This window comes from Priestia sp. VA7 (assembly GCF_055710015.1).
Window position 1 is genome coordinate 664548 of record NZ_JBVQPN010000001.1, and the last position, 26782, is coordinate 691329.

Here is a 26782-nt window from a genome sequence, read left to right on the forward strand (position 1 = left end):
GAAATGGGGAAAATTGCTTTTATCTTTCCAGGCCAAGGGTCACAAACTGTTGGTATGGGAAAAGATTTATATGATGGAACAGAAGAAGCGAAAAAGCTGATTCATATGGCTGACGAAGCTTTAGGATTCAGTCTTTCAAACATTATTTTTGAAGGGCCTCAAGAAGAATTGACTTTAACTTATCACGCTCAACCTGCTCTTTTAGCAACGAGTACAATGCTGCTTGAAGCATTTAAAACGAGCGGAATTACACCCGATTTTGTTGCGGGTCACAGTCTAGGAGAATACAGTGCGCTTGTGGCTGCTGAGGTTTTATCGTTTAAAGATGCCGTGATTGCTGTTCACAAAAGAGGTCGCTATATGGACGAAGCTGTACCAGCAGGTCAAGGTACAATGGCAGCAGTGCTTGGCATGTCAGCGGAAGATTTAGAAGCCGTTACCGCTCAAATTACAAGCGAAGGCGACGCTGTTCAGCTTGCAAATATTAACTGTCCGGGTCAAATTGTTATTTCAGGTACGGTAAATGGCGTAGAAAAAGCTGGAGCTCTTGCCAAAGAAAAAGGGGCAAAACGCGTGATTCCTCTAGTGGTAAGCGGTCCGTTCCACTCTAGTTTAATGAAGCCAGCTGCTGAAAAACTACGTGATACGCTAGAAACAGTGGGCTTTAGCGATGCGAAGGTTCCAGTTATAGCAAACGTAACAGCAAAGCCGGTTACTGACAGTCAAGATATTCAAAACAAGCTAGTGGAACAACTGTATTCTCCAGTGAGATGGGAAGAAACAGTTGAAACACTTCTTGCAGAAGGTGTAGATACATTTGTTGAAATTGGACCAGGAAAAGTATTATCAGGTCTTGTGAAAAAAGTAAATCGCCGTGCGGCTGTGTATGCTGTTAATGATCTTACATCATTAAAATCAACGATTGACGCACTAAAAGGGGGAGAATAACATGTTACAAGGGAAAGTTGCGGTTGTAACAGGCGCTTCTCGCGGAATTGGTCGTGCCGTTGCAATTGAGCTGGGAAAGCTTGGTGCTAAAGTAGTTGTAAACTATTCTGGCAGCGAAGCGAAAGCTCTTGAAGTTGTGGATGAAATTAAAGGATTAGGAACGGATGCAATTGCTGTACAAGCAAATGTGGCAGAAAGTGATTCTGTACAAGCAATGATAAAAGAAGCGATTTCTACATTTGGTTCAGTAGATATTTTAGTGAACAACGCGGGAATCACACGTGATAATCTTCTTATGCGTATGAAAGAAGACGAATGGGATGATGTTATTAATACAAACTTAAAAGGCGTATTTTTGTGTACAAAAGCGGTTACTCGTCAAATGATGAAGCAGCGCGCAGGACGTATCATTAATATTTCATCAATTGTCGGCGTCAGCGGTAATGCTGGACAAGCAAATTATGTAGCAGCAAAATCAGGCGTAATTGGTTTAACAAAAACAACTGCCAAAGAATTAGCAAGCCGCAATATTACAGTGAATGCAGTTGCTCCTGGTTTCATTGCAACAGACATGACGGATAAATTGAATGAAGAAGTGCAGGCGGAAATGTTAAAGCAAATCCCTCTTGCAAGCTTCGGCCAGCCTGAGGATGTTGCGAACGCAGTTGCGTTTTTAGCATCAGATGCAAGCCGTTATATTACGGGTCAAACGATTCACGTTGACGGTGGAATGGTGATGTAAAAAATGCACTTTACGAAAAGTGTAATTTGGTGATAAAGTACAAAGGGACGTTTACTAGGCGACCGATAAACTTTATTATTCAACCATAGTATTTTAGATGGAAATCATCTATAATGACTTGAGGGGAGGTGAAGAACAATGGCAGAGGTACTAGAACGCGTAACAACAATCATTGTTGATCGTCTTGGTGTAGACAAAAGTGAAGTGAAACTAGAATCTAGTTTCAAAGAAGACTTAGGTGCTGACTCTCTAGACGTAGTTGAATTTGTAATGGAGCTTGAAGAGGAATTTGATATCGAAATTTCTGACGAAGAAGCTGAAAAAATTTCAACTGTAGGAGATGCAGTTAATTACATACAGAGCCAAATTTAATCTGTAGTATATGTATGAAAAGCCCCGTTAAACAGCGGGGCTTTCTCTTCTTTTTAAGAATTTCAAAAAAAGACCTCTTTTTTTGAAAAGGTAGTGTATCTTTTAGGATACCTCGTTTTATAATGAGAGATGTTAGGAAAAAACTACGAAACAATTGAAGCAGGTAAGCGGAGGTATTTTATGCCTAAACAATATTCAAATCGAGATCGAAAGATGAACGTGAAATTCAAGCAAAATTTTGCAGAGTTTCAAAAGGAAATTGGTATTCAGTTTACAAATGAAGCGCTTCTTTTTCAAGCATTTACACATTCATCCTATGTGAATGAGCATCGCAGAAGACCGTATGAAGACAACGAGCGTCTTGAGTTTTTAGGAGATGCCGTATTAGAGCTAACCGTATCACAATTTTTATTTAAAAAATATCCAACGATGAGTGAAGGTGAGTTAACAAAGCTTCGTGCAGCAGTTGTGTGCGAACCGTCGCTTGTTACTTTTGCAAATGAAATGGATTTTGGTAAACTAGTGTTACTTGGAAAAGGTGAAGAGATGACAGGCGGCCGATCTAGACCGGCTTTACTGGCCGATGTGTTTGAAGCATTTATCGGAGCTCTTTATTTAGACCAAGGGCTTGATACGGTAGTAACGATTCTAAAAAAAGTTGTCTTTCCAAAAATTAATGAAGGTGCTTTTTCTCATGTGATGGATTTCAAAAGCCAGCTTCAAGAAGTGATTCAGCGTGATGGAGTTGGACAGTTAGAATACAAAGTTTTGCAAGAAAAAGGTCCAGCGCATAATCGCGAATTCTTATCTCGCGTATCGTTAAATGGTGAAGAGCTCGGCGTTGGTGTAGGCCGTTCGAAAAAAGAAGCAGAGCAAAAAGCAGCTCAAGTAGCTATTACGAAAATTAGAGCGAGTCAAACGAAATAAAATGATCCCCCTCTTAACGTATTCGTTATAAAGGGGGATTTGCTATGAAAAGATTACAAGTGTGAGGGGGGATTTCTATGTTCCTCAAACGATTAGATATTGCAGGGTTCAAATCGTTTGCAGAAAAAGTATCGATAGATTTTGTTCCAGGTGTAACGGCGGTAGTAGGACCGAATGGAAGCGGAAAAAGCAACATTACGGATGCCATACGCTGGGTGCTTGGAGAACAGTCAGCCAAATCGCTTCGTGGAGGGAAAATGGAGGACATTATTTTTGCGGGAAGCGAATCACGCCGTGCGGTAAACGTGGCTGACGTAACGCTGACGTTGGAAAATGATGACCAGTTTCTCCCGCTTGACTACCATGAAGTTAGTATTACAAGGCGCGTGTACCGCTCAGGAGACAGTGAATTTTTTATTAACAACCAGCCGTGCCGCTTGAAAGATATTGTCGATTTATTTATGGATTCAGGACTTGGAAGAGAAGCTTTTTCGATTATCAGTCAAGGAAAAGTAGAAGAAGTACTAAGCAGTAAATCTGACGAGCGCCGTAAAATCTTTGAAGAAGCTGCAGGTGTATTAAAATACAAAACGCGTAAACGAAAAGCGGAGCTTCGACTTCTCGAAACGCAAGAAAATTTAAATCGAGTGGTAGATATTCTTCATGAAATTGAAGGTCAGTTAGAGCCTTTACAGATTCAATCGTCTATTGCAAAAGATTATTTGCAGAAAAAAGAAGAATTAGAGCATATTGATGTGGCTGTTACGGTATTTGAAGTTGAAGATCTTCATCAGAAATGGGAAAAATTAAAAGCTGAAATGGCTCAGCACGAGCAGCTTGAAGAATCTCTCGCGACGAATATTCGCACGCGTGAAGGAGAAATCCAGACCCTTCGTTTGCACATTCAGCAAATAGATGAACAACTAGACTCTTTACATAAAAAACTACTATATGTAAGTGAAGAAGTAGAAAAGCTAGAAGGCAAAAAAGAAGTATTAAAAGAGCGTAAGAAAAATGCCTTTCAAAATAAAGAGCAGCTGGAACGTTTAGTAAAAGAGTATACTCATAAGCATCAAGAGCTAAGTAAAGCAAAAGACAGCGAAGGAAAAGATCTTGAGCAATCTCAAAAAGAAGTACAAGAGATACGCCTGAAGCTTACTGAGCAGGAACAGCTGTTCAGGCAGTACAGCGAGAATCTAGAAGAAAAACTTGAACAGATGAAAAGCGAGTATTTTGAATTAGCGAACGCTCAAACATCCGCCCGAAATGAAATTTCATTTTTAGAGCAGCAAAAAATGCAAACGTTTGAAAAAGAGCAGCGTTTAACAAAATCCAACGAGCAATACGTAGAACAGCGCCGTGAATTAACGCAGCGAAAAGAAGCGGCGATCAAAAGGCTTGCTCAGTTTCGTCAAGAGCTTCAGCAAGCTGTACAAGTGTATAAGCAGCAAGGAGAGAAGCTTGAGTCATTAAGGCAAGCCTATCGCAAACAAGAGTCTACGCTTTATCAAGCTTATCAGTACGTGCAGCAGACAAAATCACGAAAAGAAATGCTTGAAGAGATGCAAGAAGACTATGAAGGTTATTTTCACGGTGTAAAAGAAGTATTAAAAGCGCGTGATGAGAAGCTTGCAGGTATCAAAGGCGCGATTGCTGAGCTAATTAATGTCCCAAAAGAGTATGAAACAGCGCTTGAAATTGCCCTTGGAGGAGCAGCTCAGCATATTGTCGTTCAAGACGAACAAAGTGCACGTCAGGCAATTGGCTTTTTGAAACAAAATGGTTACGGGAGAGCTACATTTTTACCACTGACGTCTGTAAAAGACCGTTATGTTCCCGCTCAAACTATTTCTATGCTAGAGAGCCATGAAGCGTATGTAGGAATCGCTTCATCTCTTGTTAAGTACGAAGCTACCTACGACCGAGTTATTAAAAATTTGCTTGGAACCGTTATTGTAGTCAATGATTTAAAAGGTGCAAATGAACTTGCCCGTCTTGTGCAGCACCGCTATCGTTTTGTGACCGTTAAAGGAGATGTCGTCAACCCCGGTGGTTCGATGACAGGCGGTTCAATGAAGCAAAAGTCTAACTCTTTGTTAGGCCGTCAGCGTGAAGTGGAAGCCATTACGGCAAAAATAGAAGAGATGGAACAAAAGACGCTTGTGCTCGAGCAAGATGTGAAAGATAAAAAGTCACAGATTGAGGAGCTTCAGCAGGAAATTAATAAACAGCAGGCATTTGTGGAACGCTTGAAAGATAAAGAGCAGGAATCTGACCGAGAAGTAAAGCAAATTGACATCGAAGAGAAAGCAGTGAATGACCGCTTAACCATGTACGATCATGATATTGCTAGCTTTAGACAAGATCAAACGAGCTTGTCCGCTCGAATTGATGAGCTGCATACAAGTTTGCAAGGAAATCAGCAGCAGGCAAATGTATTAGAGAAAAACATTGAAGAGTTAGCTGCACGCAAGCATACACAGCAAACGTCTAAAGAAACGGTTCAACATGAGCTTACAGAAGTAAAAGTGCTTCTTGCGAAAAAAGAACAGTTCCTCACAAATCAGCAAGAAAAATATGAAAGAGTGTGTTTTGAGCTTGATCAAACCATTCAGCGTTTATCTGAAACTACAGATGATCTTTCTCTTTTAACGAGTGAAATCACGAGCAACGACTCGGGTGAACTTCAGCTCGAAGAAGCAGCGCATGAGCGAATAAAAGAAAAGACAGAAACGTTAAAATTAATGGATGACTCCAGATCAGAGCGGTTGAAAGCCCAGAATAAACTTGAAGACGAAGAGAGGATTGTAAAAGAGCTGCAGCGTCAGTACAAACAAATTGCGGATGCTTTAAAAGATGAAGAAGTCAAAATCAATCGAATTGATGTAGAGCTAGACAGCCGTCTGCAGCAGCTGACAGAAGAGTACGAAATTAGCTTTGAAGCAGCAAAAGAAAATTATCCTTTAACATTAGATATTCAAGAAGCGAGGAAAAAAATCAAGCTCATTAAGCTGGCAATTGATGAATTAGGAACCGTAAACTTAGGTTCTATTGAACAATACGAACGCGTTTCAGAGCGCTATGAATTTTTAAATACGCAGCGAGCGGACCTTGACGAAGCGAAAAATACCCTGTATCAAGTGATTGAAGAAATGGACGAGGAAATGAAGAAACGTTTTTCTGATACGTTCACTCGTATCCGCAATGAATTTGGTACAGTGTTCTCTTCCCTATTCGGAGGAGGAAAAGCGGATTTGAAATTAACAGATCCGAAAGATTTATTAAATACAGGTGTGGAAATTGTTGCCCAGCCTCCTGGGAAAAAACTGCAGAATCTAGGGTTGCTGTCAGGCGGCGAGCGTTCGTTAACAGCCATTGCCCTCCTGTTTTCTATTTTGAAAGTACGTCCGGTGCCGTTTTGTGTGCTAGATGAAGTGGAAGCGGCGCTTGATGAAGCAAACGTTCATCGCTTTGCTACGTATTTACGCAAATTTAGTACTCAAACACAGTTCATTGTTATTACTCACCGAAAAGGTACAATGGAAGAAGCTGATGTACTGTACGGTGTGACGATGCAAGAATCTGGCGTATCGAAATTAGTCTCTGTTCGTTTAGAAGAATCAAAGCAATATGTTTAACTCATAGAATGAAAGGGTGGTACGAATGAGCTTTTTTAAGAAACTAAAAGAAAAAATTACAATGCAAACCGATTCTGTTACCCAAAAATTTAAAGATGGCTTATCAAAAACGCGCAATTCTTTTTCAGAACGCGTGAATGATCTAGTGTCTCGCTATCGTCAAGTAGACGAAGAGTTTTTTGAGGAATTAGAAGAAATTTTAATCAGTGCTGATGTTGGTGTGGCTACCGTGTTGGATTTAATTGATGACTTAAAATCGGAAGTGAAACGCCGTAATATTAAGGATCCTCAAGATGTACAGGCAGTCATCTCTGAGAAATTAATTGATATTTATGAATCTGGTGAAGAGCAGATTGGTGAACTGAATATGCAGCAAAATGATTTAACGGTGATTTTGTTTGTAGGAGTAAACGGTGTTGGAAAAACAACAACCATTGGGAAGATTGCGCATAAATTCAAACAAGAAGGCAAAAAAGTCGTAATGGCAGCAGGAGATACGTTCCGTGCCGGTGCGATTGAGCAGTTAGAAGTATGGGGAGAACGCGTTGGTGTGGATGTTATTAAGCAATCTGCAGGCTCTGACCCTGCCGCTGTCATGTATGACGCTGTTCAGTCAGCTAAGGCTCGAAAAGCAGATGTTTTATTATGTGATACAGCAGGGCGCCTTCAAAATAAAGTAAATTTAATGAAAGAATTAGAGAAAGTAAAGCGTGTTATTGAGCGAGAAATTCCTGGTGCTCCTCATGAGGTACTTCTTGTACTTGATGCGACGACGGGTCAAAACGCTTTAAGTCAGGCTAAAACATTCTCAGAAGCAACGAACGTGACGGGAATTGTGTTAACAAAACTAGATGGTACGGCTAAAGGCGGAATTGTTCTTGCCATTCGAAACGAACTGAAGCTTCCTGTTAAATTCGTTGGCCTTGGAGAAAAAGTGGACGACCTTCAGCCGTTTGACACGGAGCAATATATCTATGGGTTATTTGCCAATGCTGTAGAAGAAGAAACAGAAAAAGAGGCGTAATCTAAAAAGAGGCTGGGATATAAGTATCTTAGTTGAAGGGAGATCCGAACGATTAATCGTTCGGATTTTTTTATTAGTAGGGGGGACGCAGGTTTCATATTTATTCGTTTTTAAATTGAAGTAATTTAGTTATGTTTCCATCTCTTTTAAGTGGGAAAATGTGAGGTGTTAAGGAAAAAACTTGACATTCAAACCTCGCCTAGTTAAACTAATAACATGTAAAGGCTTTTCACTTAACAAGGGGGCGGTCAGATGGTTGAAAAGAGCGTGCATATGCTCGAAAAAACAACAAGAATGAATTACTTATTTGACTTCTATCAGGCGCTGTTGACGCCCAAACAAAGAAGTTATATGTCACTTTATTACTTGGATGATTATTCCCTCGGTGAAATAGCGGAAGAATTTGATGTGAGTCGTCAAGCAGTTTATGATAATATAAAACGTACAGAGCAAATGCTTGAACAATATGAGGAAAAGCTATTGTTATTTCAACGGTTTCAAGAGCGTCAATCAATTGTTCAACAACTGAAAGACGAACTTGCAGCCGACTTACACAAGAATAGTAAGCTTTCTTCTCTTCTTGATTCGCTCGAGAAATTAGATTAGGGGGCGGCGTATATGGCATTTGAAGGATTAGCCGACCGTTTGCAAAGCACACTGCAAAAGTTAAAAGGAAAAGGAAAAGTTAACGAAGCTGATGTTAAAGAAATGATGCGTGAAGTTAGACTTGCCCTTTTAGAAGCCGATGTAAACTTTAAAGTAGTAAAAGACTTTGTTAAGCGCGTAAGCGAACGTGCTGTAGGTCAAGACGTTCTTAAGAGCTTAACGCCTGGACAACAAGTTATTAAGGTTGTACAAGAAGAATTAACTGTACTTATGGGCGGAGAGCAAAGCAAGATTGCAGTAGCTCCAAAAGCTCCAACTGTAATTATGATGGTTGGACTTCAAGGTGCAGGTAAAACAACAACAACCGGTAAACTTGCCAATTTATTACGTAAAAAATATAACCGTAATCCATTGCTTGTAGCAGCAGATATTTATCGTCCGGCAGCTATTAAACAGCTTGAAACACTAGGAAAACAGCTTAGCATGTCTGTTTTTTCATTAGGTGATCAAGTAAGTCCTGTGGAGATTGCGAAACAAGCTATTGCTCATGCGAAAGAAGAGCATCACGATTATGTATTAATTGATACAGCGGGACGTTTGCATGTTGATGAAAATTTAATGGAGGAGTTAGAACAGATCAAAGAGCTTTCTAACCCAGACGAAATTTTCCTTGTTGTCGATGCGATGACGGGTCAAGATGCAGTAAACGTTGCGGATAGCTTTAATAAGCAATTAGGATTAACTGGAGTTGTATTAACGAAACTAGACGGCGATACGCGCGGTGGTGCAGCGCTTTCTATTCGTGCAGTAACCGATACACCAATTAAGTTTGTCGGTCTTGGAGAAAAAATGGATGCTATTGAAGCATTCCATCCAGAGCGTATGGCTTCCCGTATCTTAGGTATGGGTGATGTGCTGACGCTTATCGAAAAGGCTCAGGCAAATGTAGATGCTGAAAAAGCAAAAGAGCTTGAAGCTAAGCTGCGCACGCAGTCATTTACATTTGATGACTTTTTAGATCAACTTGCTCAGGTGCGTCAAATGGGACCGCTTGATGAGCTAATTGGTATGCTTCCGGGCGCCAATAAAGTAAAGGGGCTCAAAAACCTGCAGGTGGATGAAAAGCAAATTAATCATGTAGAAGCAATCATTCGTTCTATGACGAAAGCGGAAAAAACAAACCCTGAAATCATTAATGCAAGTCGAAGAAAGCGTATTGCAAAAGGAAGCGGACGTTCTGTACAAGAAGTCAACCGTTTGCTTAAACAATTTGAAGACATGAAAAAAATGATGAAACAAATGACAAATATGTCAAAAGGCAAGAAAAAGGGTATGAAACTTCCATTCTTTTCATGATAAAACGCTTGATTCGGACTGAAAAATCAAAGAAAATAAAATATTTTTCTAGTGTTAAGAAAAAAACCTTTACAAACATTTTACCTATTTGATATTATATTATCTTGTTGAAACATATTCGGAGGTGCTTTATAAAATGGCAGTAAAAATTCGTTTAAAACGTATGGGAGCTAAAAAATCTCCTTTCTATCGTATCGTAGCAGCAGACTCTCGTTCACCACGTGATGGACGTTACATCGAAGTAGTTGGAACTTACAATCCTGTAGTTCAACCAGCTGAAGTTAAAATCGATGAAGAGCTAGCTCTTAAATGGTTACAAAATGGTGCTAAACCATCTGATACAGTACGTAACCTTTTCTCTAACGAAGGCATCATGGAAAAATTCCATAATGCTAAATTAGGAAAATAATTTCACTCGAGATGACATCACTAATCGAAACAATTGTAAAGCCGCTTGTTGATTACCCAGCTGATGTTAAAGTGGAGGAACAAGAAGATGAACGTCAAGTGACGTACACCCTTACTGTTCACCAAGAAGATGTCGGCAAAGTAATCGGCAAACAAGGCCGCGTTGCAAAAGCGATTCGAACTGTTGTGAATGCAGCAGCATCACAGCAAGGTAAAAAAGTGTATGTGAAAATTCAAGAGTAATCAAAAGGGAGAGGGATAACCTCGCCCTTTTTTTATGTTATGATAAGATGAACGTTTTGATCACAGTAAGTCTTTTGCGAGCAGAAGCAGCTATTTCAATATGCATGTAAAAAGCACAAGGTCACTATATTGGGAGCGGAGGGAACGTTTTGAACATTATTCAAAAAGTGGTTGTGAAACAAGTGTTAACTGAAGCAAGCAAACAAGATCTTGAAAATCGTTTTATAAACCGCAAGCAGGCGCTTGAAAAAGAAATGGAACAGCTGAAATTTCAGTTAAAGCATATGGAAAAAGCCAATAAAGGTTCTTCTTTATTACATAGTCAGTTTGAAAAAGAAAAATCCGCTCGCCTTGAAAAAATTGAAGTGTTGAACTTTCAGCTGACGCAATTAGAAAAGCTTCCTTTAGGGAGCGAACTCGTTGAAACGGAACTTGATGCCTTAGTAGAGGTAAAAATCGGCGATGATTGGGAAAAGATAAAAGAAAGTAAAACAATTATTATAAAAGATAGCAAAGTTGTTGAGATTAGATAGAGGTGAAGAAGTATGAAATGGTTTAAGGTTGGAAAAATTGTGAATACCCATGGCGTAAAAGGAGAAGTTCGTATTGTATCAACTACGGATTTTGCTGACGAGCGCTATGAAAAAGGAAATAAACTTTATATCTTCAAAGAAAAGCAAAGCGAGCCGGTAGAAGTAACGGTAGCAAGCCACCGCAGGCATAAAAATTTTGATTTGCTTACATTCGAAGGCTATCAAAACGTAAATGATGTTGAGCAGTATAAAAACTGCGAAGTGAAAATTCCTGAGGAGCAGCTAACGGATTTAGAAGACGGTGAATTCTATTTCCACGAAATTATTGGCTGTACAGTAAAAACAGAAGACGGAGTAGAGGTAGGAACGGTCAAAGAAATTTTAACGCCGGGAGCTAATGATGTGTGGGTTGTTAAAAAAGGCGGAAAAGAAGTTCTTATTCCTTACATCGACGACGTTGTACAATCTATTGATATAGATGAAAAAGAGATTGTTATTACAGTAATGGAAGGGTTATTGGACTAATGAAAATTGATGTACTGTCGCTATTTCCTTCTATGTTTGACGGTGTTTTTGGTGAATCAATTTTGAAAAAAGCACAGGAAAAAAATGCGGTTGAACTGAATGTAGTTAATTTCCGAGAATATTCTACGAACAAACATCAAAATGTGGACGATTATCCTTACGGCGGAGGTGCTGGAATGGTATTGACGCCTCAGCCTATTTTTGACGCTGTAGAAAAGCTGACTGAAACAGCTGAGAAGCCCCGGGTAGTTTTGCTTTGTCCGCAGGGCGAACGCTATACACAGGCAAAAGCAGAAGAGCTAGCAGCAGAAGAGCATTTAATTTTTATTTGCGGTCATTACGAAGGATATGATGAACGCATTCGTGAGCAGTTGGTAACTGATGAAATTTCAATTGGTGACTATGTATTAACTGGAGGAGAGCTTGGTGCAATGGTTGTGATCGATAGCGTTGTTCGCCTGCTTCCCGATGTGCTTGGCAATAATCATTCAGCTGTACAGGACTCACACAGTACAGGTTTACTAGAGCACCCCCACTATACGCGTCCTGCTGATTTTAGAGGCTTAACGGTTCCTGAAGTACTTATGTCAGGAAATCATAAAAAAATTGAACAGTGGCGCCAAAAAGAGTCTTTAAAGCGCACGCTGCTTCGAAGACCGGATATGCTTGAAAAGATGGAGCTAACAGAAGAGCAAAAGAAACTAGTAGCTCAATTAAAAGAAGAAAATCAGCTTTCATAAATCCATAAAATTTATGCATAAACTCTGTTGCATACGGTATAAGAGTGTGCTAAGATAGATTTTGTGGCTTGGGCAGATGTCTGGTCACCTATAACGATGTTCCGCTGCAATGATTGAAAAGCATTGGTATGAGCGTCTGTTGGAAGGAGTTGAAACACGCGATGCAAAAATTAATCGAAGAGATTACAAAAGAACAATTAAAAACAGATCTTCCTACGTTCCGTCCTGGTGATACTGTACGTGTACACGTAAATATCGTTGAGGGTACTCGTGAACGTGTTCAGGTATTTGAAGGTGTTGTTATTAAGCGTCGTGGCGGTGGTATCAGCGAAACATTTACAGTACGTAAGATTTCTTACGGTGTAGGTGTAGAGCGTACATTCCCACTTCATACGCCAAAAATTGCAAAAATCGAAGTAATGCGCCGCGGTAAAGTACGCCGTGCGAAACTTTATTACCTACGTGAATTACGTGGTAAAGCTGCGCGTATTAAAGAAATTCGATAATAGTAAAGGGGAGCTTGTTTATACAAGCTCCTTTTTTCAAATGTTTTTTTAGAACGATTCGTTCTCTGACAGTAAAAAATAGACGTACAAGTCATCATTTTTTTATTCTATTTATTTATTAGGCGTTTCAAACATTATCGTTTAAAATAAAGGTATGACATAAGAGTTGGAGGACTGAAGATGGCTCGAAAGAAAAATGAACTGTGGGAATGGATAAAAGCAATCGCCATTGCCGTACTGTTAGCTGTTGTAATTCGCTATTTCTTGTTTGCACCGATTGTAGTAGATGGACTTTCTATGATGCCTACGCTGCATGACCAAAATCGAATGATTGTAAATAAGTTCTCCTATAAGATTGGTGATCCTGATCGCTTTGATATTATTGTTTTTCATGCTACAGCGGAAAAAGATTACATAAAACGTATTATTGGACTGCCGGGTGATCATATTGAGTATCGAAATGATACGCTATATGTAAATGGAAAAGCTTATAAAGAGCCCTATTTAGATCAGTATAAAAAAGAAGTGATTGACGGTAATTTAACCGAAGACTTTAAGCTAGAAGACGTAACGGGTAAAAAGACCGTGCCAGAAGGATATTTGTTCGTGATGGGAGACAATCGACGCTACAGTAAAGACAGCCGTCAGATTGGCTTTGTGAGCATGGACAAGGTGCTTGGTAAAACGAGTGCCGTATACTGGCCGATTAAAGAAGCGCGTTTTGCAAAGTAAAATATAAAAGGTGAGTAAAATATGACAATTCAATGGTTTCCTGGCCATATGGCCAAGGCCAGAAGACAAGTAACTGAAAAGCTAAAATTGATTGATATTGTATACGAACTGGTTGATGCACGCATTCCGCAATCATCGCGAAATCCAATGATTGATGAGATTATCGTGAACAAGCCGAGAATCGTATTGCTGAATAAAGTGGATAAAGCTGATCCGCGCGTTACTCAGCAGTGGCTAGATTATTACAAAGAACAAGGTATTTATGCCTTAGCTATTGACGCACAAGCAGGTAAAGGAATGAAACAAATTGTTTCGTCTTCCAAAGAACTTCTTCAAGAGAAGTTTGACCGCATGCGCGCAAAAGGAGTTAAAAAACCCCGCGCTATCCGTGCGATGATTGTAGGGATTCCTAACGTCGGTAAATCAACGCTGATTAATCGCCTTGCCAGCAAAAAAATCGCCAAGACCGGAGATCGTCCAGGTGTGACGCAAGCACAGCAGTGGATTAAGGTAGGAAATGAGCTGGAGCTACTTGATACGCCAGGTATTTTGTGGCCTAAGTTTGAAGATGAAACAGTTGGATATAAGCTTGCGACAACGGGTGCTATCAAAGATACCATTTTAAATATGCAAGATGTCGCTGTTTATGCGCTGCGCTTCTTAACTAGCCATTACCCAGAACAATTAAAGCAGCGTTATGATTTAAATGAAATCCCTGAAGACATTGTAGAGCTTTTTGATGCAATTGGGTCGCGCCGCGGCTGTTTAATGGGTGGCGGCATGGTGGATTACGATAAAACGGCTGAGCTTGTTCTTCGAGAAATTCGAACGGATAAAATTGGCACCTTTACATTTGATGATCCAAGTGAAGCTGAACAGCAGCTGTAAGCAATACATTGCGAACTGAAACAAAAAACGCCTCTGCCTTTTTAGCATGAGGCGTTTTTTATGTAAAAGTGCCGCGTGAAAATGTTGATATAAAGAAGGTGGAGCTAATGAAAAAGAGTATTAAAGAAATAAAAGAAGAACTAAAGCAAGTGAGAAGCCCGGAAGATGCTTTATTTAAGGTATATGCGCAAGATGAGCGTAAAGGTGTGCAACAGGTTATTATTCAAAAACAAAGGCAATTTGAAGCCGCTGAGCGCTTGAAGAAACAGTTTGATGAAATGATGGCATATGAAAACGAATTATACAATCAGGGAGCAACCTATATTGCCGGAGTAGATGAAGTAGGAAGAGGACCGTTAGCAGGACCGGTAGTAGCTGCTGCTGTTATTTTGCCGCCGGATTTTTTTCTCCCTGGTTTGACGGATTCAAAGAAGTTATCAGAGGCAAAGCGAGAAGAATTTTATGAAGAAATTTGTAAAAGCGCTGTCGCTATCGGTATAGGTATTATAGACGCAGAGGTCATTGATTCTATTAATATTTATGAAGCAACAAAAAAGGCAATGACTGAAGCAATTGAACTTCTAGCTGTTCAGCCTGATGAACTGCTTATTGATGCGATGAAGCTGCCGGTGCCTATTTCGCAGCAATCAATCATCAAAGGCGATGCTACAAGCATTTCGATTGCTGCAAGTTCTGTTATTGCAAAAGTGACGCGAGATCGAATGATGAAAGAACTTGGTGAACGCTATCCTGCATACGGATTCGAAAAACATATGGGATATGGAACAAAACAACATTTAGAAGCAATCCAACAATATGGAATTTTGCCAGAACACCGCCGATCTTTTGCACCGATAAAAAACCAAGTAAACTAGAACATGATACCCGAGCATATCCCTGCTTTTTAGCGCATGTTTCACATGCGGGATTTTAGGTTCAAAAAGAATATAGCCTATTTAAGTGGAGGTATTGCTACGGGTGAAGTTCGTAAATTATTTTCCTTTCAGTTCGCTTCAGTTGTGAAGGTTGATTTACATGATCAACCATACGTTTAACGTCCGCAGAGCCTCATCGACTTCATAAGGTATGGTTAAGTACTATCTCCATAAAAATATCAATTTTCTTATTATTTCAATATTTTTCACTAGAATAGTAGACAATTAGACAATTATTTTTATACAATGAAAGCGCAGTCTATTTTGTGCAGTATAGTTTTGTGGTTGATTATGTTAGGAGGATGGGAAATGAATATCCATGAGTATCAAGGAAAAGAACTACTCAGAAAATATGGGGTTGCAGTACCAAACGGTCGAGTAGCTTTTACTGTTGAAGAAGCAGTTGAAGCAGCAAAGGAATTAGGTTCACAAGTATCAGTGGTGAAAGCACAAATCCATGCTGGTGGACGCGGTAAAGCGGGCGGTGTCAAAGTAGCAAAAAACTTAGATGAAGTTCGTACATATGCACAAGATATTTTAGGAAAGACCCTCGTAACACACCAAACAGGCCCTGAAGGAAAAGAAGTTAAGCGCTTGTTAGTTGAAGAGGGATGCGATATTAAGAAAGAATACTACATCGGTTTAGTTCTTGATCGTGCAACGTCTCAAGTTGTATTGATGGGTTCTGAAGAAGGTGGAACTGAAATTGAAGAAGTGGCGGAAAAAACGCCTGAAAAAATCTTTAAAGAATATGTAGATCCTGCGATTGGTTTACAAGCATTCCAAGCTCGCAGACTTGCATTTAATATTAATATTCCAAAAGAATTAGTTGGAAAAGCAGTTAAGTTCATGACAGGTTTATATACAGTATTTGTTGAAAAAGACTGCTCAATCGCAGAGATTAATCCTCTAGTTGTAACAGGTGACGGAGACGTTATGGCATTGGATGCGAAGTTAAACTTTGATTCAAATGCGCTGTATCGTCAAAAAGATATTCTTGAATATCGTGACCTTGAAGAGGAAGATGCTAAAGAAATTGAAGCATCTAAATACGACTTAAGCTACATTTCACTAGACGGTAATATCGGTTGTATGGTAAACGGTGCAGGTTTAGCAATGGCAACGATGGATATTATTAAACATTACGGAGGCGACCCTGCTAACTTCCTGGATGTTGGGGGCGGCGCAACTGCTGAAAAAGTAACAGAAGCATTCAAAATTATTTTATCTGACCAAAATGTAAAAGGTATTTTTGTTAATATTTTCGGCGGGATTATGAAATGTGATGTTATTGCAACAGGTGTTGTTGAAGCAACGAAACAAGTGGGATTAAGCCTTCCATTAGTTGTTCGTTTAGAAGGAACAAACGTTGAACTTGGAAAAGAAATTTTACAAAAATCAGGCTTAAATATCACAGCTGCTGAATCTATGGCAGACGGCGCACAAAAAATCGTTTCACTAGTGAAATAGAAAGGCTGGGGGATAGGAATGAGCGTATTTATTAATCAAGATACAAAAGTAATTGTACAAGGAATTACAGGCGGAGTTGGCCTTTTTCATACACAGCAAATGTTAGAATATGGAACGAAAATTGTTGGTGGCGTAACGCCAGGTAAAGGCGGCTTAGAAGTAGAAGGTGTTCCGGTATTTAATACGGTTGCCGAGGCAAAAGAAAAAACAGGTGCAACGGCTTCTGTTGTATATGTTCCGCCAGCATTCGCAGCTGACTCCATTATTGAAGCAGTTGACGCAGATTTAGATTTAGTTATTTGTATTACGGAAGGTATTCCAGTATTAGATATGGTAAAAGTAAAGCGTTATATGGAAGGAAAACGTACGCGCCTTGTGGGACCTAACTGCCCAGGTGTTATTACACCGGAAGAATGTAAAATTGGAATTATGCCAGGGTACATTCACAAAAAAGGTCATGTAGGTGTAGTTTCACGTTCTGGTACATTAACATATGAAGCTGTTCATCAACTTTCTGAAGCTGGCATTGGCCAATCAACAGCTGTTGGTATCGGTGGTGACCCAGTGAACGGCACGAACTTTATCGATGTATTACAAGCATTTAATGAAGATGAAGATACGTATGCAGTAATTATGATTGGTGAAATCGGCGGTACAGCAGAAGAAGAAGCGGCAGAATGGGTAAAAGCAAATATGACAAAACCTGTGGTCGGCTTCATTGGTGGTCAAACAGCACCTCCAGGAAAACGTATGGGCCATGCTGGTGCTATTATTTCAGGTGGTAAAGGGACAGCGTCTGAAAAGATTAAAACAATGAATGAGTGCGGTATTCAAGTAGCTGAAACACCATCTGTTATGGGAGAAACACTTATTAAAGTGTTAAAAGAACAAGGCATTTACGAGCAGTGTAAGACTCATTAATAGAAGACATATAGCCTCCTTTGACCGGGGGCTATTTTGTCCATTTAAAAAGGAGATTGTAGAATGTCTGATTTACGGGAAAAATTAATTCATTTAGCACATTGTCCATCTGTTAATTGGAAACAAATTTTTACGCTACTTCAACAGAATTCTTCATTACAAAATCTCTACGAGTACTCTCCATCACAGCTTCAAAAACTATTGACTCTCTCGATTGAACGTGCTAATCAAATAAAAAAAGATTTGCAAACTATTCCAATACGAGATATTCTAGATAAATATGACGCTGAGAATATTCAATGTGTCACCATCCTAGATGATGAATATCCTGAACTTTTGCGCCATATTTATGATCCGCCTTGGGTATTATTTGCAAAAGGAAAGGTTTCTCTTCTACACGCTCCAGAAAGCTTAAGCATTGTAGGAACAAGGAACCCCACTTCATATGGAACTGCAGCTCTGACTCATATTGTTAAGCCGATGCTGCATGAAGAATTTGTCGTTGTAAGTGGACTAGCTTTAGGGATTGACCAGGCTGCTCATGAACTGGCTATCGCTGAAAAAGCTAAAACGATTGCAGTTTTAGGCGGAGGGTTTTATAATATTTACCCAAGAGTAAACCAAAATTTAGCAAGAGAAATTGCGCAGCATCATTTGCTGCTTTCTGAATATGCCCCGTTTATGAAGCCGACGAAATGGTTTTTCCCTCGCAGAAACAGAATCATTAGCGGATTAACAGGAGGCACGTTGGTGGTGCAAGCAAAAGAAAGAAGTGGATCTTTTATTACCGCCGACCAGGCGCTTCAGCAAGGAAGAGAAGTATTTGCCATACCGGGTTCTATTTTTGAAGAAACATCATGTGGAACGAATAAGTTAATCCAATTAGGGGCAAAACTTGTGCAAAGCGCTGCTGATATTACAGATGAAATGATGTATATAAGATGAATGTTTCAAAGCAGTCATAATCTTGCATGGTATGAAATACTAGTGAGATACGTAGTAAAATCGTATGACTTATCTTTTGGACATTTGACAAACAAGAACCAAATATTTAATAATAATGAAGATTTTATTCTACCTCTTGAGGAGGAACAAATAGATGTCTGACTACCTAGTAATTGTAGAATCGCCTGCAAAGGCTAAAACAATTGAACGTTATTTAGGAAAGAAATATAAAGTAAAAGCATCGATGGGACATGTTCGCGATTTACCTAAAAGTCAAATGGGAATTGATATTGAACAGGATTACAATCCGAAATATATTACAATTCGCGGGAAAGGCCCGGTTTTAAAAGAACTAAAAACAGCGGCTAAAAAAGCAAAAAAGATTTACCTAGCAGCCGATCCAGACCGTGAAGGAGAAGCGATTGCATGGCACTTGGCGCACAGTTTGGATGTAGACATTGCATCGGACTGCCGCGTAGTATTTAACGAGATTACAAAAGAAGCGATTAAAGAATCTTTTAAACATCCACGAGCAATTAATATGGATTTAGTAGATGCTCAGCAAGCACGCCGTATTCTTGACAGACTGGTTGGCTACAACATCAGTCCATTGCTGTGGAAAAAAGTGAAAAAAGGATTAAGTGCCGGAAGGGTTCAATCAATTGCAGTGCGGTTAATTATTGATCGTGAAAAAGAAATTGCAAAGTTTATCCCAGAAGAATACTGGACGGTAAAAGCAACTTTTCAAAAAGGAAACGACCAATTTGAAGGCCAGTTGATCGAATATCAAGGGAAAAAAGTAGAGCTATCGAATGAAAATGATGTAACCAACATTGTTAAACAATTAGATGGAAATGAATTTTCAATTTCTAAAGTAACAAAACGTGAGCGAAAGCGTAATGCGGCTCCTTCTTTTACCACGTCTTCATTACAGCAAGAGGCAGCGCGGAAACTGAACTTCCGAGCGAAGAAAACAATGATGATTGCGCAGCAATTATATGAAGGAATTGATTTAGGAAAAGAAGGTACAGTAGGTCTTATCACGTATATGCGTACCGATTCTACTCGTATTTCAGAAACAGCTCAAACAGAAGCTAGAGATTACATTACGAACGCATACGGAAATCAGTTTGTGGCAACGGAAAAGCGCAAAGAAAAGAAAAATTCGAACGCGCAAGATGCCCACGAAGCGATTCGTCCAACTTCAGCTCTTCGTAAACCAGGAGAGGTAAAAGAGTTCTTATCGCGTGATCAGTATCGACTGTATAAGTTAGTATGGGAGCGCTTCGTTGCTAGTCAAATGGCACCTGCAATTATGGATACAATGGCTGTAGATTTGAAAAATGGGGACGTAACATTTAGAGCAAACGGCTCGAAAGTTAAATTTCCAGGCTTTATGAAAGTGTATGTTGAAGGCAATGATGATCAAGTGGAGGAAAAAGAAAATCTTCTTCCAGATTTAGAAGAAGGAGAAGTAGCTTATTCTAAGGACATCGATGAAAAGCAGCACTTCACACAGCCGCCGCCAAGATATACTGAAGCTCGTTTAGTCAAGACATTAGAAGAGCTAGGCATTGGACGACCGTCTACATATGCTCCAACACTTGACACGATTCAAAAGCGCGGGTACGTAGCGCTCGATAACAAGCGTTTTGTTCCAACAGAACTTGGAGAAATTGTACTGGAGCTTGTATTGGAGTTTTTCCCGGAAATTTTAGATGTAGAGTTTACAGCTAAAATGGAAAACGATCTGGATGAAGTGGAAGATGGTAATGTTCAATGGGTGCATGTTATTGACGAATTTTACAGTGATTTTGAAAAACGCTTAGAACATGCTGAAAAAGAAATGCGCGAAGTGGAGATTAAAGATGAACCTGCCGGAGAAGATTGTGAAGAATGCGGTTCACCTATGGTATACAAAATGGGACGCTACGGAAAATTTATGGCATGCTCTAATTTCCCTGACTGCCGCAACACAAAGCCAATTGTAAAAGAGATTGGTGTAAAGTGTCCGAAATGTGAAGAAGGAAATATCGTTGAGCGAAAATCGAAGAAAAAGCGTACATTTTATGGCTGTGATCGATTCCCGGGCTGTGATTTCGTATCTTGGGATAAGCCGATTGCAAGAAAATGTCCGAAATGTGAAAATCTGCTTGTGGAGAAGAAACAGAAAAAAGGAACTCAAGTCGTCTGTACAAGTTGTGATTATAAAGAGGAAGCTCAGCAGTAAAAGAGAATGGGATGAATTCCCACACTTTAAATTAAAAAATAGCAGTTATATAAGATGCGGCGACATTGCTTCATGTGCTAAAATGGAAACGTTATTAGCGACATTGAGTAATGTCGCATTTTCTTTGTCCCGTTAAAAAAGAAAAGACAAGTGAATGAATAAGGAAAATGATAGAAAAGATAGAAATGAAGTTGGAGGATTTACAATGAATGAACAAGTAATTAATGTTATCGGAGCAGGTCTTGCTGGAAGTGAAGCAGCTTGGCAAATCGCAAAGCGCGGTTTGAAAGTCCGTCTTTATGAGATGAGACCAGTGAAGCAAACACCTGCTCATCATACGGACAAATTTGCTGAATTAGTATGTAGTAATTCACTGCGTGCGAATACATTAACAAATGCAGTGGGTGTTTTAAAAGAAGAAATGCGATTATTAGACTCTGTAATTATTCGTTCAGCAGACGAGTGTGCGGTTCCAGCAGGTGGAGCACTGGCTGTTGATCGTCACGAATTTGCCGCTCGTGTAACGGAAAGTGTTAAAAACCATCCGAACGTAACGGTTGTTAATGAAGAGATTACGGAAATTCCACAAGGACCAACTGTTATTGCAACAGGTCCGTTAACGTCAAAAGATTTATCAGAACAGCTGCGCGCGTTAACAAGTGAAGATTATTTATATTTTTACGATGCGGCTGCACCTATTATTGAAAAAGACAGCATTGATATGGATAAAGTATATCTTAAATCTCGCTATGACAAAGGGGAAGCTGCCTATTTAAACTGTCCGATGACAAAAGAAGAATTCCACCGTTTTCATGAAGCATTAATCAATGCAGAGACGGTTCCTTTAAAAGAATTTGAGAAAGAAATTTATTTTGAAGGATGTATGCCCATTGAAGTAATGGCTTCACGCGGAGAAAAAACAATGCTTTTTGGACCAATGAAACCAGTTGGGTTAGAAGATCCGAAAACAGGAAAGCGACCTTATGCAGTTGTTCAGCTTCGTCAAGATGATGCAGCAGGTACACTATATAATATCGTAGGTTTCCAAACACATTTAAAATGGGGAGCACAAAAAGAAGTATTAAGCTTAATCCCAGGTTTAGAAAATGCAGAAGTAGTACGCTACGGAGTTATGCATAGAAATACGTTTATTAATTCTCCTAAATTGTTAAAGCCTACGTATCAATATCGTGAGCGTGATGACTTATTCTTTGCTGGACAAATGACGGGAGTAGAAGGATATGTAGAATCAGCTGCGAGCGGATTAATGGCAGGAATGAACGCAGCTCGACTTGTGCTTGGTGAAGAATTGGTTGTAATGCCGCAGGAAACGGCGATTGGCAGTATGGCTCACTATATCACACATACAAGCGCTAAAAACTTCCAGCCGATGAATGCCAACTTTGGCTTATTCAAAGAATTGGAAGTGCGAATCAAAAACAAACAAGAACGAAATGAAACGCTTGCTAAACGAGCATTGGAAACTATTCAGAATTTTACAACAAAATAATCAAAATTGTTTGCAAGGGCTACTTAATTGTGATAATATTTAGTAGCCCTTGTGAGGTGATAACATTGGAATTTGTTAAAGATGTATTAAATTCCTTTCTAGAATATTTACAAATTGAGAAAAACTATTCAAAATATACAGTTGACTGCTATGAAAAAGACATAGGTATCTTCATGTCTTTTATGCAGGAAGAGCAAATACAAAACCTACAAAGTGTTACATATGCTGATGCAAGGCTGTTTTTAACACGCCTATATGAAAAGCAGTATTCAAAAAGATCGATGTCACGCAAAATTTCTTGTTTGAGAACGTTTTATCGTTACTTAAATAGAGAAGAATTAGTAGAAGATAATCCATTTGCGCTCGTTACCCTTCCTAAAAAGGAAGAGAGAAATCCTCGCTTCCTTTATGAAGAGGAGATTGTGAAATTATTTCAAATGAATGACTTAACAACTTCGTTAGGACAGCGTAATCAGTCTCTATTAGAATTGCTGTATGCCACCGGAATACGGGTGAGTGAATGTGCATCTATTAAGCTTAGCGATATAGATTTTTCACTTCAAACTTTGCTCGTATATGGCAAAGGGAAAAAACAACGGTACGTGCCATTTGGCTGTTATGCCAAGGACGCTCTTAGAGTATATATAGATAATGGAAGAAAGCTTCTTTTAAAAAAGGCTCCTTCTGATACTCATTCACTCTTTTTAAATTATAAAGGGACACCGTTGACAGACCGAGGCATACGCTTAGTCATTGATCAGTTAGTAAAGAAGACCGCTGAGAATATACATATTAGTCCACACGTTTTGCGACATACTTTTGCGACTCATATGTTAAATGAAGGGGCAGATTTACGTACAGTTCAAGAAATGCTAGGTCATGAACATTTATCAACCACTCAAATATACACACATGTGACGAAGGATCGTTTAAAGGCAGTTTACATGAATCACCATCCTCGCGCATAAAAGGAGGAGTTAATTTGTCTACTTTCCATGCTACTACGATTTTTGCGGTTCAGCATAACGGTCAATGTGCCATGTCTGGGGACGGACAAGTAACGTTCGGTAATGCTGTTGTGATGAAACATACTGCTCGAAAAGTAAGACGTCTATTTCAAGGGCAAGTACTTGCCGGCTTTGCAGGTTCAGTAGCTGATGCATTCACTCTTTTTGAATTATTTGAAACGAAGCTCGAAGAGTATAACGGAAATCTTCAGCGTGCAGCCGTTGAGCTTGCTAAACAATGGAGAAGTGACAAAGTATTGCGAAAGTTAGAAGCAATGCTTATTGTTATGAACAAAGATAACTTACTGTTAGTATCAGGAACGGGTGAAGTTATTGAACCGGACGACGGCATTTTAGCAATTGGATCAGGCGGAAATTATGCTTTATCAGCGGGACGTGCATTAAAACAACATGCAGGCGAACATTTAACAGCTAAAGAAATTGCAAAAGCAGCTTTAGATGTAGCAAGTGAGATATGTGTTTATACAAATGATCATATTATTGTAGAAGAACTGTAGGAAAGGGGATTTTTTTATGAATTCTCATTTAACACCTCGACAAATTGTAGAAAAGCTCGATCAGTATATTATTGGTCAAACGAAGGCAAAGAAAGCGGTCGCTGTTGCGCTGCGAAATCGCTATCGACGCGGTCTGCTAGACGAATCTTTACGTGATGAAGTTGTGCCGAAAAACATTTTAATGATTGGTCCTACAGGTGTGGGTAAAACCGAGATTGCACGCCGCTTAGCTAAGCTTGTCGGTGCACCTTTTATTAAGGTTGAGGCAACAAAATTTACGGAAGTTGGGTATGTAGGGCGCGATGTAGAATCAATGGTTCGTGATTTAGTGGAAACGTCAGTTCGACTTGTGAAAGAAGAAAAAATGAACGGCGTGCGTGATCGCGCAGAAGAAAATGCAAACAAGCGGATAGTAGAGCTTCTTGTTCCGAGCAAAAAGAAGCAGCAATCGTTTAAAAATCCGTTTGAAATGATTTTTTCAAACGGTACACAGTCAAGCGATGCGGATCCTGATCAAGATGAGGAAACGAATATTGCAACGAAGCGCAAGCAGATTGCTCATCAGCTTGCTTTAGGAGAGCTTGAAAATCATTATGTCACAATTGAAGTAGAAGAGCAACAGCCTTCTATGTTTGATATGTTACAAGGTTCGGGTATGGAACAAATGGGCATGAACATGCAGGATGCCTTAAGCAATTTTATGCCTAAAAAACAAAAAAAGCGCAAACTTACTGTTAAAGATGCACGAAAAGTATTAACAAATGAAGAAGCGCAAAAATTGATTGATATGGATGAAGTGACGCAAGAAGCTGTGAATCGTGCAGAACAATACGGAATTATTTTCATTGACGAAATTGATAAAATTGCTCAGAAAAGTGGTAATTCATCTTCCGCTGATGTTTCACGTGAAGGCGTACAGCGAGATATTTTACCAATTGTAGAAGGGTCAACGATTGTTACAAAATATGGCGCAGTCAAAACTGATCATGTTTTATTTGTAGCAGCCGGTGCTTTCCATGTATCAAAACCGTCAGATCTAATTCCAGAATTGCAAGGTCGATTCCCAATTCGCGTTGAATTAACGAAGCTAACCGTTGAAGATTTTATAAACATTTTAGTAGAGCCAGATAATGCGTTATTAAAGCAATATGCGGCATTATTGGAAACTGAAGGTATACAAATTGAATTTTCTGACGATGCTATACGTAAGATTGCAGAAATTGCATATCAGGTAAATCAAGATACAGATAATATTGGTGCAAGAAGACTTCATACGATTTTAGAACGTTTGCTAGAGGATTTATCGTTTGAAGCACCAGAAGTAACATTAGAGAAAATTGTGATTACTCCGCAGTACGTGGAAGAAAAATTAGAAAAAATCGCTAAAAACAAAGATTTGAGTCAATTTATTTTATAGAACTGAAATCGCAGGAGGAAGAGTACTAATGGATTTATTAGGGAAAACTAGAAAGATTAATGCAATGCTACAAAAAGCAGCTGGTAAACCAGTAAACTTTAAAGAAATGGCTGAAACACTTTGCGAAGTGATCGAATCAAACGTATTCGTAGTAAGCCGTCGCGGTAAATTATTAGGAATCGCTGTTAAACAGCAAATTGAGAATGCGCGCATGAAAGATATGTTAGAAGCACGCCAGTTCCCAGAAGAATATACTCAAAGCTTATTTAACATTCAAGAAACATCTTCTAACTTAAACATTGAAAGTCAATATACAGCTTTCCCAGTTGAAAATAAAGACTTATTTGATGCAGGACTAACAACAATCGTTCCAATTATCGGAGGCGGAGAGCGTCTAGGTACGCTTGTACTATCTCGTTTAGACCGTCAGTTCGAAGACGATGATTTAATCCTTGCTGAATACGGGGCAACGGTAGTAGGTATGGAAATTCTTCGTGAAAAAGCAGAAGAAATTGAAGAAGAAGCACGTAGCAAAGCTGTTGTACAAATGGCAATTAGCTCATTATCATACAGTGAGTTAGAAGCTATTGAGCACATCTTTGAAGAGTTAAATGGAAATGAAGGACTATTAGTAGCAAGTAAAATTGCTGACCGCGTTGGAATTACACGTTCAGTAATCGTAAATGCGCTACGTAAATTAGAAAGTGCTGGCGTTATCGAATCACGTTCTTTAGGAATGAAAGGAACTTACATTAAAGTTCTTAACAACAAATTCTTAGTAGAGCTTGAAAAATTAAAATCTAACTAAGTTTATGAACAAAAAAGCACACGGGCAAAGCCCGTGTGCTTTTTTGTATGCTCTCAGTACAAAAAGATTCGCTGTGGGTTAAGACGATTCGTTCACTATTTTTATAAAACTTTAACAAGCTTCATATAAAAATCTAAAAATTATATTATAGAATCTTTAAATAGTAAAAAGATACTAGTTGATTACAAATCGTTACTTTTATTACATATTGTTCAGGACTTATGGTATATATTTTGATTTTAAATTAAAAAAATAGAGCTAAAGTATAGCATTGATGTTAAAATATGCTTGGAAAATGAATGAAAATTTTGGTTTATAGTCCAAAAGTTCTTAAAAAAGGATAGACATTGCATGAAGTTTTTCTTACAATAAGTTCTATGGTACTAAAGTCGAAATTTGTCTCATTTTGAGAAAAATAGAATAGATAAGCAGGTGTAAGAATTGAGTTTGTTTTCAACTACTTTTCAAACAATTGAAAATGGAATTAGCTACGCGTCACAAAAGCAGCAGACGATTGCACAAAATATCGCAAACGTTGATACTCCAAATTATAAATCGAAAACAGTAACGCGTACGAGTGAATTTCGAGATTTATTACATAACGAGTTAGAAGCATATCAGACTGATTCAAAACATATCCCATTTTCCAATTCATCCCAGAGGATGATTACCCAGCAAGGAAACACTTCTTATCAAGCAAACGGAAATAATGTGGATATGGATAAAGAGATGGCGGATATGGCTGAAAATCAAATTTACTATGAGGCGCTAGTAGATCGTTTAAATGGAAAATTTAATTCTCTTCAAACAGTCATTAGAGGAGGTAAATAAGT

Annotated in this window: 27 protein-coding genes; all 27 read left to right on the forward strand. The window is 39.0% G+C overall.

What is annotated here, in order from left to right; genetic code table 11:
• The first annotated feature begins 3 nt into the window (after positions 1-3).
• The 27 genes from fabD (at position 4) to flgB (ending at position 26780) form a co-directional block, all read left to right on the forward strand.
• Positions 4-948, forward strand: coding sequence for an ACP S-malonyltransferase (fabD, locus tag AC0C45_RS03510; RefSeq protein WP_237892915.1), 945 nt, complete (start codon positions 4-6; stop codon positions 946-948).
• A 1-nt stretch (position 949) separates the two neighbouring features.
• A complete protein-coding gene (gene fabG / locus AC0C45_RS03515) occupies positions 950-1690 on the forward strand; it encodes a 3-oxoacyl-[acyl-carrier-protein] reductase (protein WP_013058906.1) in 741 nt (246 codons plus the stop codon).
• 138 nt (positions 1691-1828) lie between these two features.
• A complete protein-coding gene (acpP, locus tag AC0C45_RS03520; protein ID WP_013058905.1) occupies positions 1829-2062 on the forward strand; it encodes an acyl carrier protein in 234 nt (77 codons plus the stop codon).
• Positions 2063-2242: 180 nt separating this feature from the next.
• Positions 2243-2989, forward strand: coding sequence for a ribonuclease III (rnc, locus tag AC0C45_RS03525; protein ID WP_013058904.1), 747 nt, complete (start codon positions 2243-2245; stop codon positions 2987-2989).
• A gap of 77 nt (positions 2990-3066) precedes the next feature.
• On the forward strand, positions 3067-6627 hold the full coding sequence (gene smc, locus AC0C45_RS03530; protein ID WP_171776651.1) for a chromosome segregation protein SMC: 3561 nt from the start codon (positions 3067-3069) through the stop codon (positions 6625-6627).
• A 25-nt stretch (positions 6628-6652) separates the two neighbouring features.
• Positions 6653-7651 carry a signal recognition particle-docking protein FtsY gene (gene ftsY / locus AC0C45_RS03535; RefSeq protein WP_013058902.1) on the forward strand — a complete coding sequence of 333 codons (999 nt, stop codon included), beginning with the start codon at positions 6653-6655 and terminating at the stop codon, positions 7649-7651.
• A gap of 273 nt (positions 7652-7924) precedes the next feature.
• Positions 7925-8257, forward strand: coding sequence for a putative DNA-binding protein (locus AC0C45_RS03540; RefSeq protein WP_025750337.1), 333 nt, complete (start codon positions 7925-7927; stop codon positions 8255-8257).
• Between the two features lie 12 nt (positions 8258-8269).
• Positions 8270-9613, forward strand: coding sequence for a signal recognition particle protein (gene ffh, locus AC0C45_RS03545; RefSeq protein ID WP_034649192.1), 1344 nt, complete (start codon positions 8270-8272; stop codon positions 9611-9613).
• Between the two features lie 136 nt (positions 9614-9749).
• Positions 9750-10022, forward strand: a complete 273-nt coding sequence (gene rpsP, locus AC0C45_RS03550) for a 30S ribosomal protein S16 (RefSeq protein WP_013058899.1) — start codon at positions 9750-9752, stop codon at positions 10020-10022.
• 11 nt (positions 10023-10033) lie between these two features.
• Positions 10034-10264, forward strand: coding sequence for a KH domain-containing protein (locus AC0C45_RS03555; RefSeq protein WP_047930789.1), 231 nt, complete (start codon positions 10034-10036; stop codon positions 10262-10264).
• Positions 10265-10413: 149 nt separating this feature from the next.
• Complete coding sequence (locus tag AC0C45_RS03560; RefSeq protein ID WP_013058897.1) at positions 10414-10797, forward strand: YlqD family protein; 384 nt, start codon at positions 10414-10416, stop codon at positions 10795-10797.
• 12 nt (positions 10798-10809) lie between these two features.
• The gene (gene rimM / locus AC0C45_RS03565; protein ID WP_013058896.1) at positions 10810-11322 is read left to right on the forward strand and encodes a ribosome maturation factor RimM; all 513 of its coding nucleotides are present in this window, start codon (positions 10810-10812) and stop codon (positions 11320-11322) included.
• Positions 11322-12062: a tRNA (guanosine(37)-N1)-methyltransferase TrmD gene (trmD, locus tag AC0C45_RS03570; protein WP_016765413.1), complete on the forward strand. Its 741-nt coding sequence runs from the start codon at positions 11322-11324 to the stop codon at positions 12060-12062. The genes rimM and trmD overlap by 1 nt, the downstream gene beginning before the upstream one ends.
• Positions 12063-12223: 161 nt before the next feature.
• Complete coding sequence (gene rplS / locus AC0C45_RS03575) at positions 12224-12568, forward strand: 50S ribosomal protein L19 (RefSeq protein ID WP_013084808.1); 345 nt, start codon at positions 12224-12226, stop codon at positions 12566-12568.
• A gap of 180 nt (positions 12569-12748) precedes the next feature.
• Entirely contained in the window at positions 12749-13300 is a 552-nt protein-coding gene (gene lepB / locus AC0C45_RS03580; RefSeq protein ID WP_013058893.1) for a signal peptidase I, read from the forward strand.
• Between the two features lie 21 nt (positions 13301-13321).
• On the forward strand, positions 13322-14188 hold the full coding sequence (ylqF, locus tag AC0C45_RS03585) for a ribosome biogenesis GTPase YlqF (RefSeq protein ID WP_025750333.1): 867 nt from the start codon (positions 13322-13324) through the stop codon (positions 14186-14188).
• Positions 14189-14295: 107 nt separating this feature from the next.
• Positions 14296-15063 carry a ribonuclease HII gene (locus AC0C45_RS03590; RefSeq protein ID WP_016765410.1) on the forward strand — a complete coding sequence of 256 codons (768 nt, stop codon included), beginning with the start codon at positions 14296-14298 and terminating at the stop codon, positions 15061-15063.
• Positions 15064-15432: 369 nt separating this feature from the next.
• Positions 15433-16593: an ADP-forming succinate--CoA ligase subunit beta gene (gene sucC / locus AC0C45_RS03595; RefSeq protein ID WP_013058890.1), complete on the forward strand. Its 1161-nt coding sequence runs from the start codon at positions 15433-15435 to the stop codon at positions 16591-16593.
• 18 nt (positions 16594-16611) lie between these two features.
• Positions 16612-17514 carry a succinate--CoA ligase subunit alpha gene (sucD, locus tag AC0C45_RS03600; RefSeq protein ID WP_016765409.1) on the forward strand — a complete coding sequence of 301 codons (903 nt, stop codon included), beginning with the start codon at positions 16612-16614 and terminating at the stop codon, positions 17512-17514.
• A gap of 63 nt (positions 17515-17577) precedes the next feature.
• Entirely contained in the window at positions 17578-18459 is an 882-nt protein-coding gene (dprA, locus tag AC0C45_RS03605) for a DNA-processing protein DprA (protein WP_047930787.1), read from the forward strand.
• Positions 18460-18613: 154 nt separating this feature from the next.
• A complete protein-coding gene (topA, locus tag AC0C45_RS03610) occupies positions 18614-20689 on the forward strand; it encodes a type I DNA topoisomerase (protein WP_016765407.1) in 2076 nt (691 codons plus the stop codon).
• Positions 20690-20894: 205 nt separating this feature from the next.
• Entirely contained in the window at positions 20895-22199 is a 1305-nt protein-coding gene (gene trmFO / locus AC0C45_RS03615) for an FADH(2)-oxidizing methylenetetrahydrofolate--tRNA-(uracil(54)-C(5))-methyltransferase TrmFO (protein ID WP_034649198.1), read from the forward strand.
• Between the two features lie 65 nt (positions 22200-22264).
• Complete coding sequence (gene xerC / locus AC0C45_RS03620) at positions 22265-23167, forward strand: tyrosine recombinase XerC (protein ID WP_047930786.1); 903 nt, start codon at positions 22265-22267, stop codon at positions 23165-23167.
• 14 nt (positions 23168-23181) lie between these two features.
• Positions 23182-23724: an ATP-dependent protease subunit HslV gene (gene hslV / locus AC0C45_RS03625; RefSeq protein WP_013058884.1), complete on the forward strand. Its 543-nt coding sequence runs from the start codon at positions 23182-23184 to the stop codon at positions 23722-23724.
• Between the two features lie 16 nt (positions 23725-23740).
• A complete protein-coding gene (hslU, locus tag AC0C45_RS03630) occupies positions 23741-25141 on the forward strand; it encodes an HslU--HslV peptidase ATPase subunit (protein ID WP_013084801.1) in 1401 nt (466 codons plus the stop codon).
• Positions 25142-25169: 28 nt separating this feature from the next.
• Positions 25170-25949, forward strand: a complete 780-nt coding sequence (gene codY, locus AC0C45_RS03635; protein WP_013058882.1) for a GTP-sensing pleiotropic transcriptional regulator CodY — start codon at positions 25170-25172, stop codon at positions 25947-25949.
• 441 nt (positions 25950-26390) lie between these two features.
• A complete protein-coding gene (gene flgB, locus AC0C45_RS03640; protein WP_016765406.1) occupies positions 26391-26780 on the forward strand; it encodes a flagellar basal body rod protein FlgB in 390 nt (129 codons plus the stop codon).
• The last annotated feature ends 2 nt before the right edge of the window (positions 26781-26782 follow it).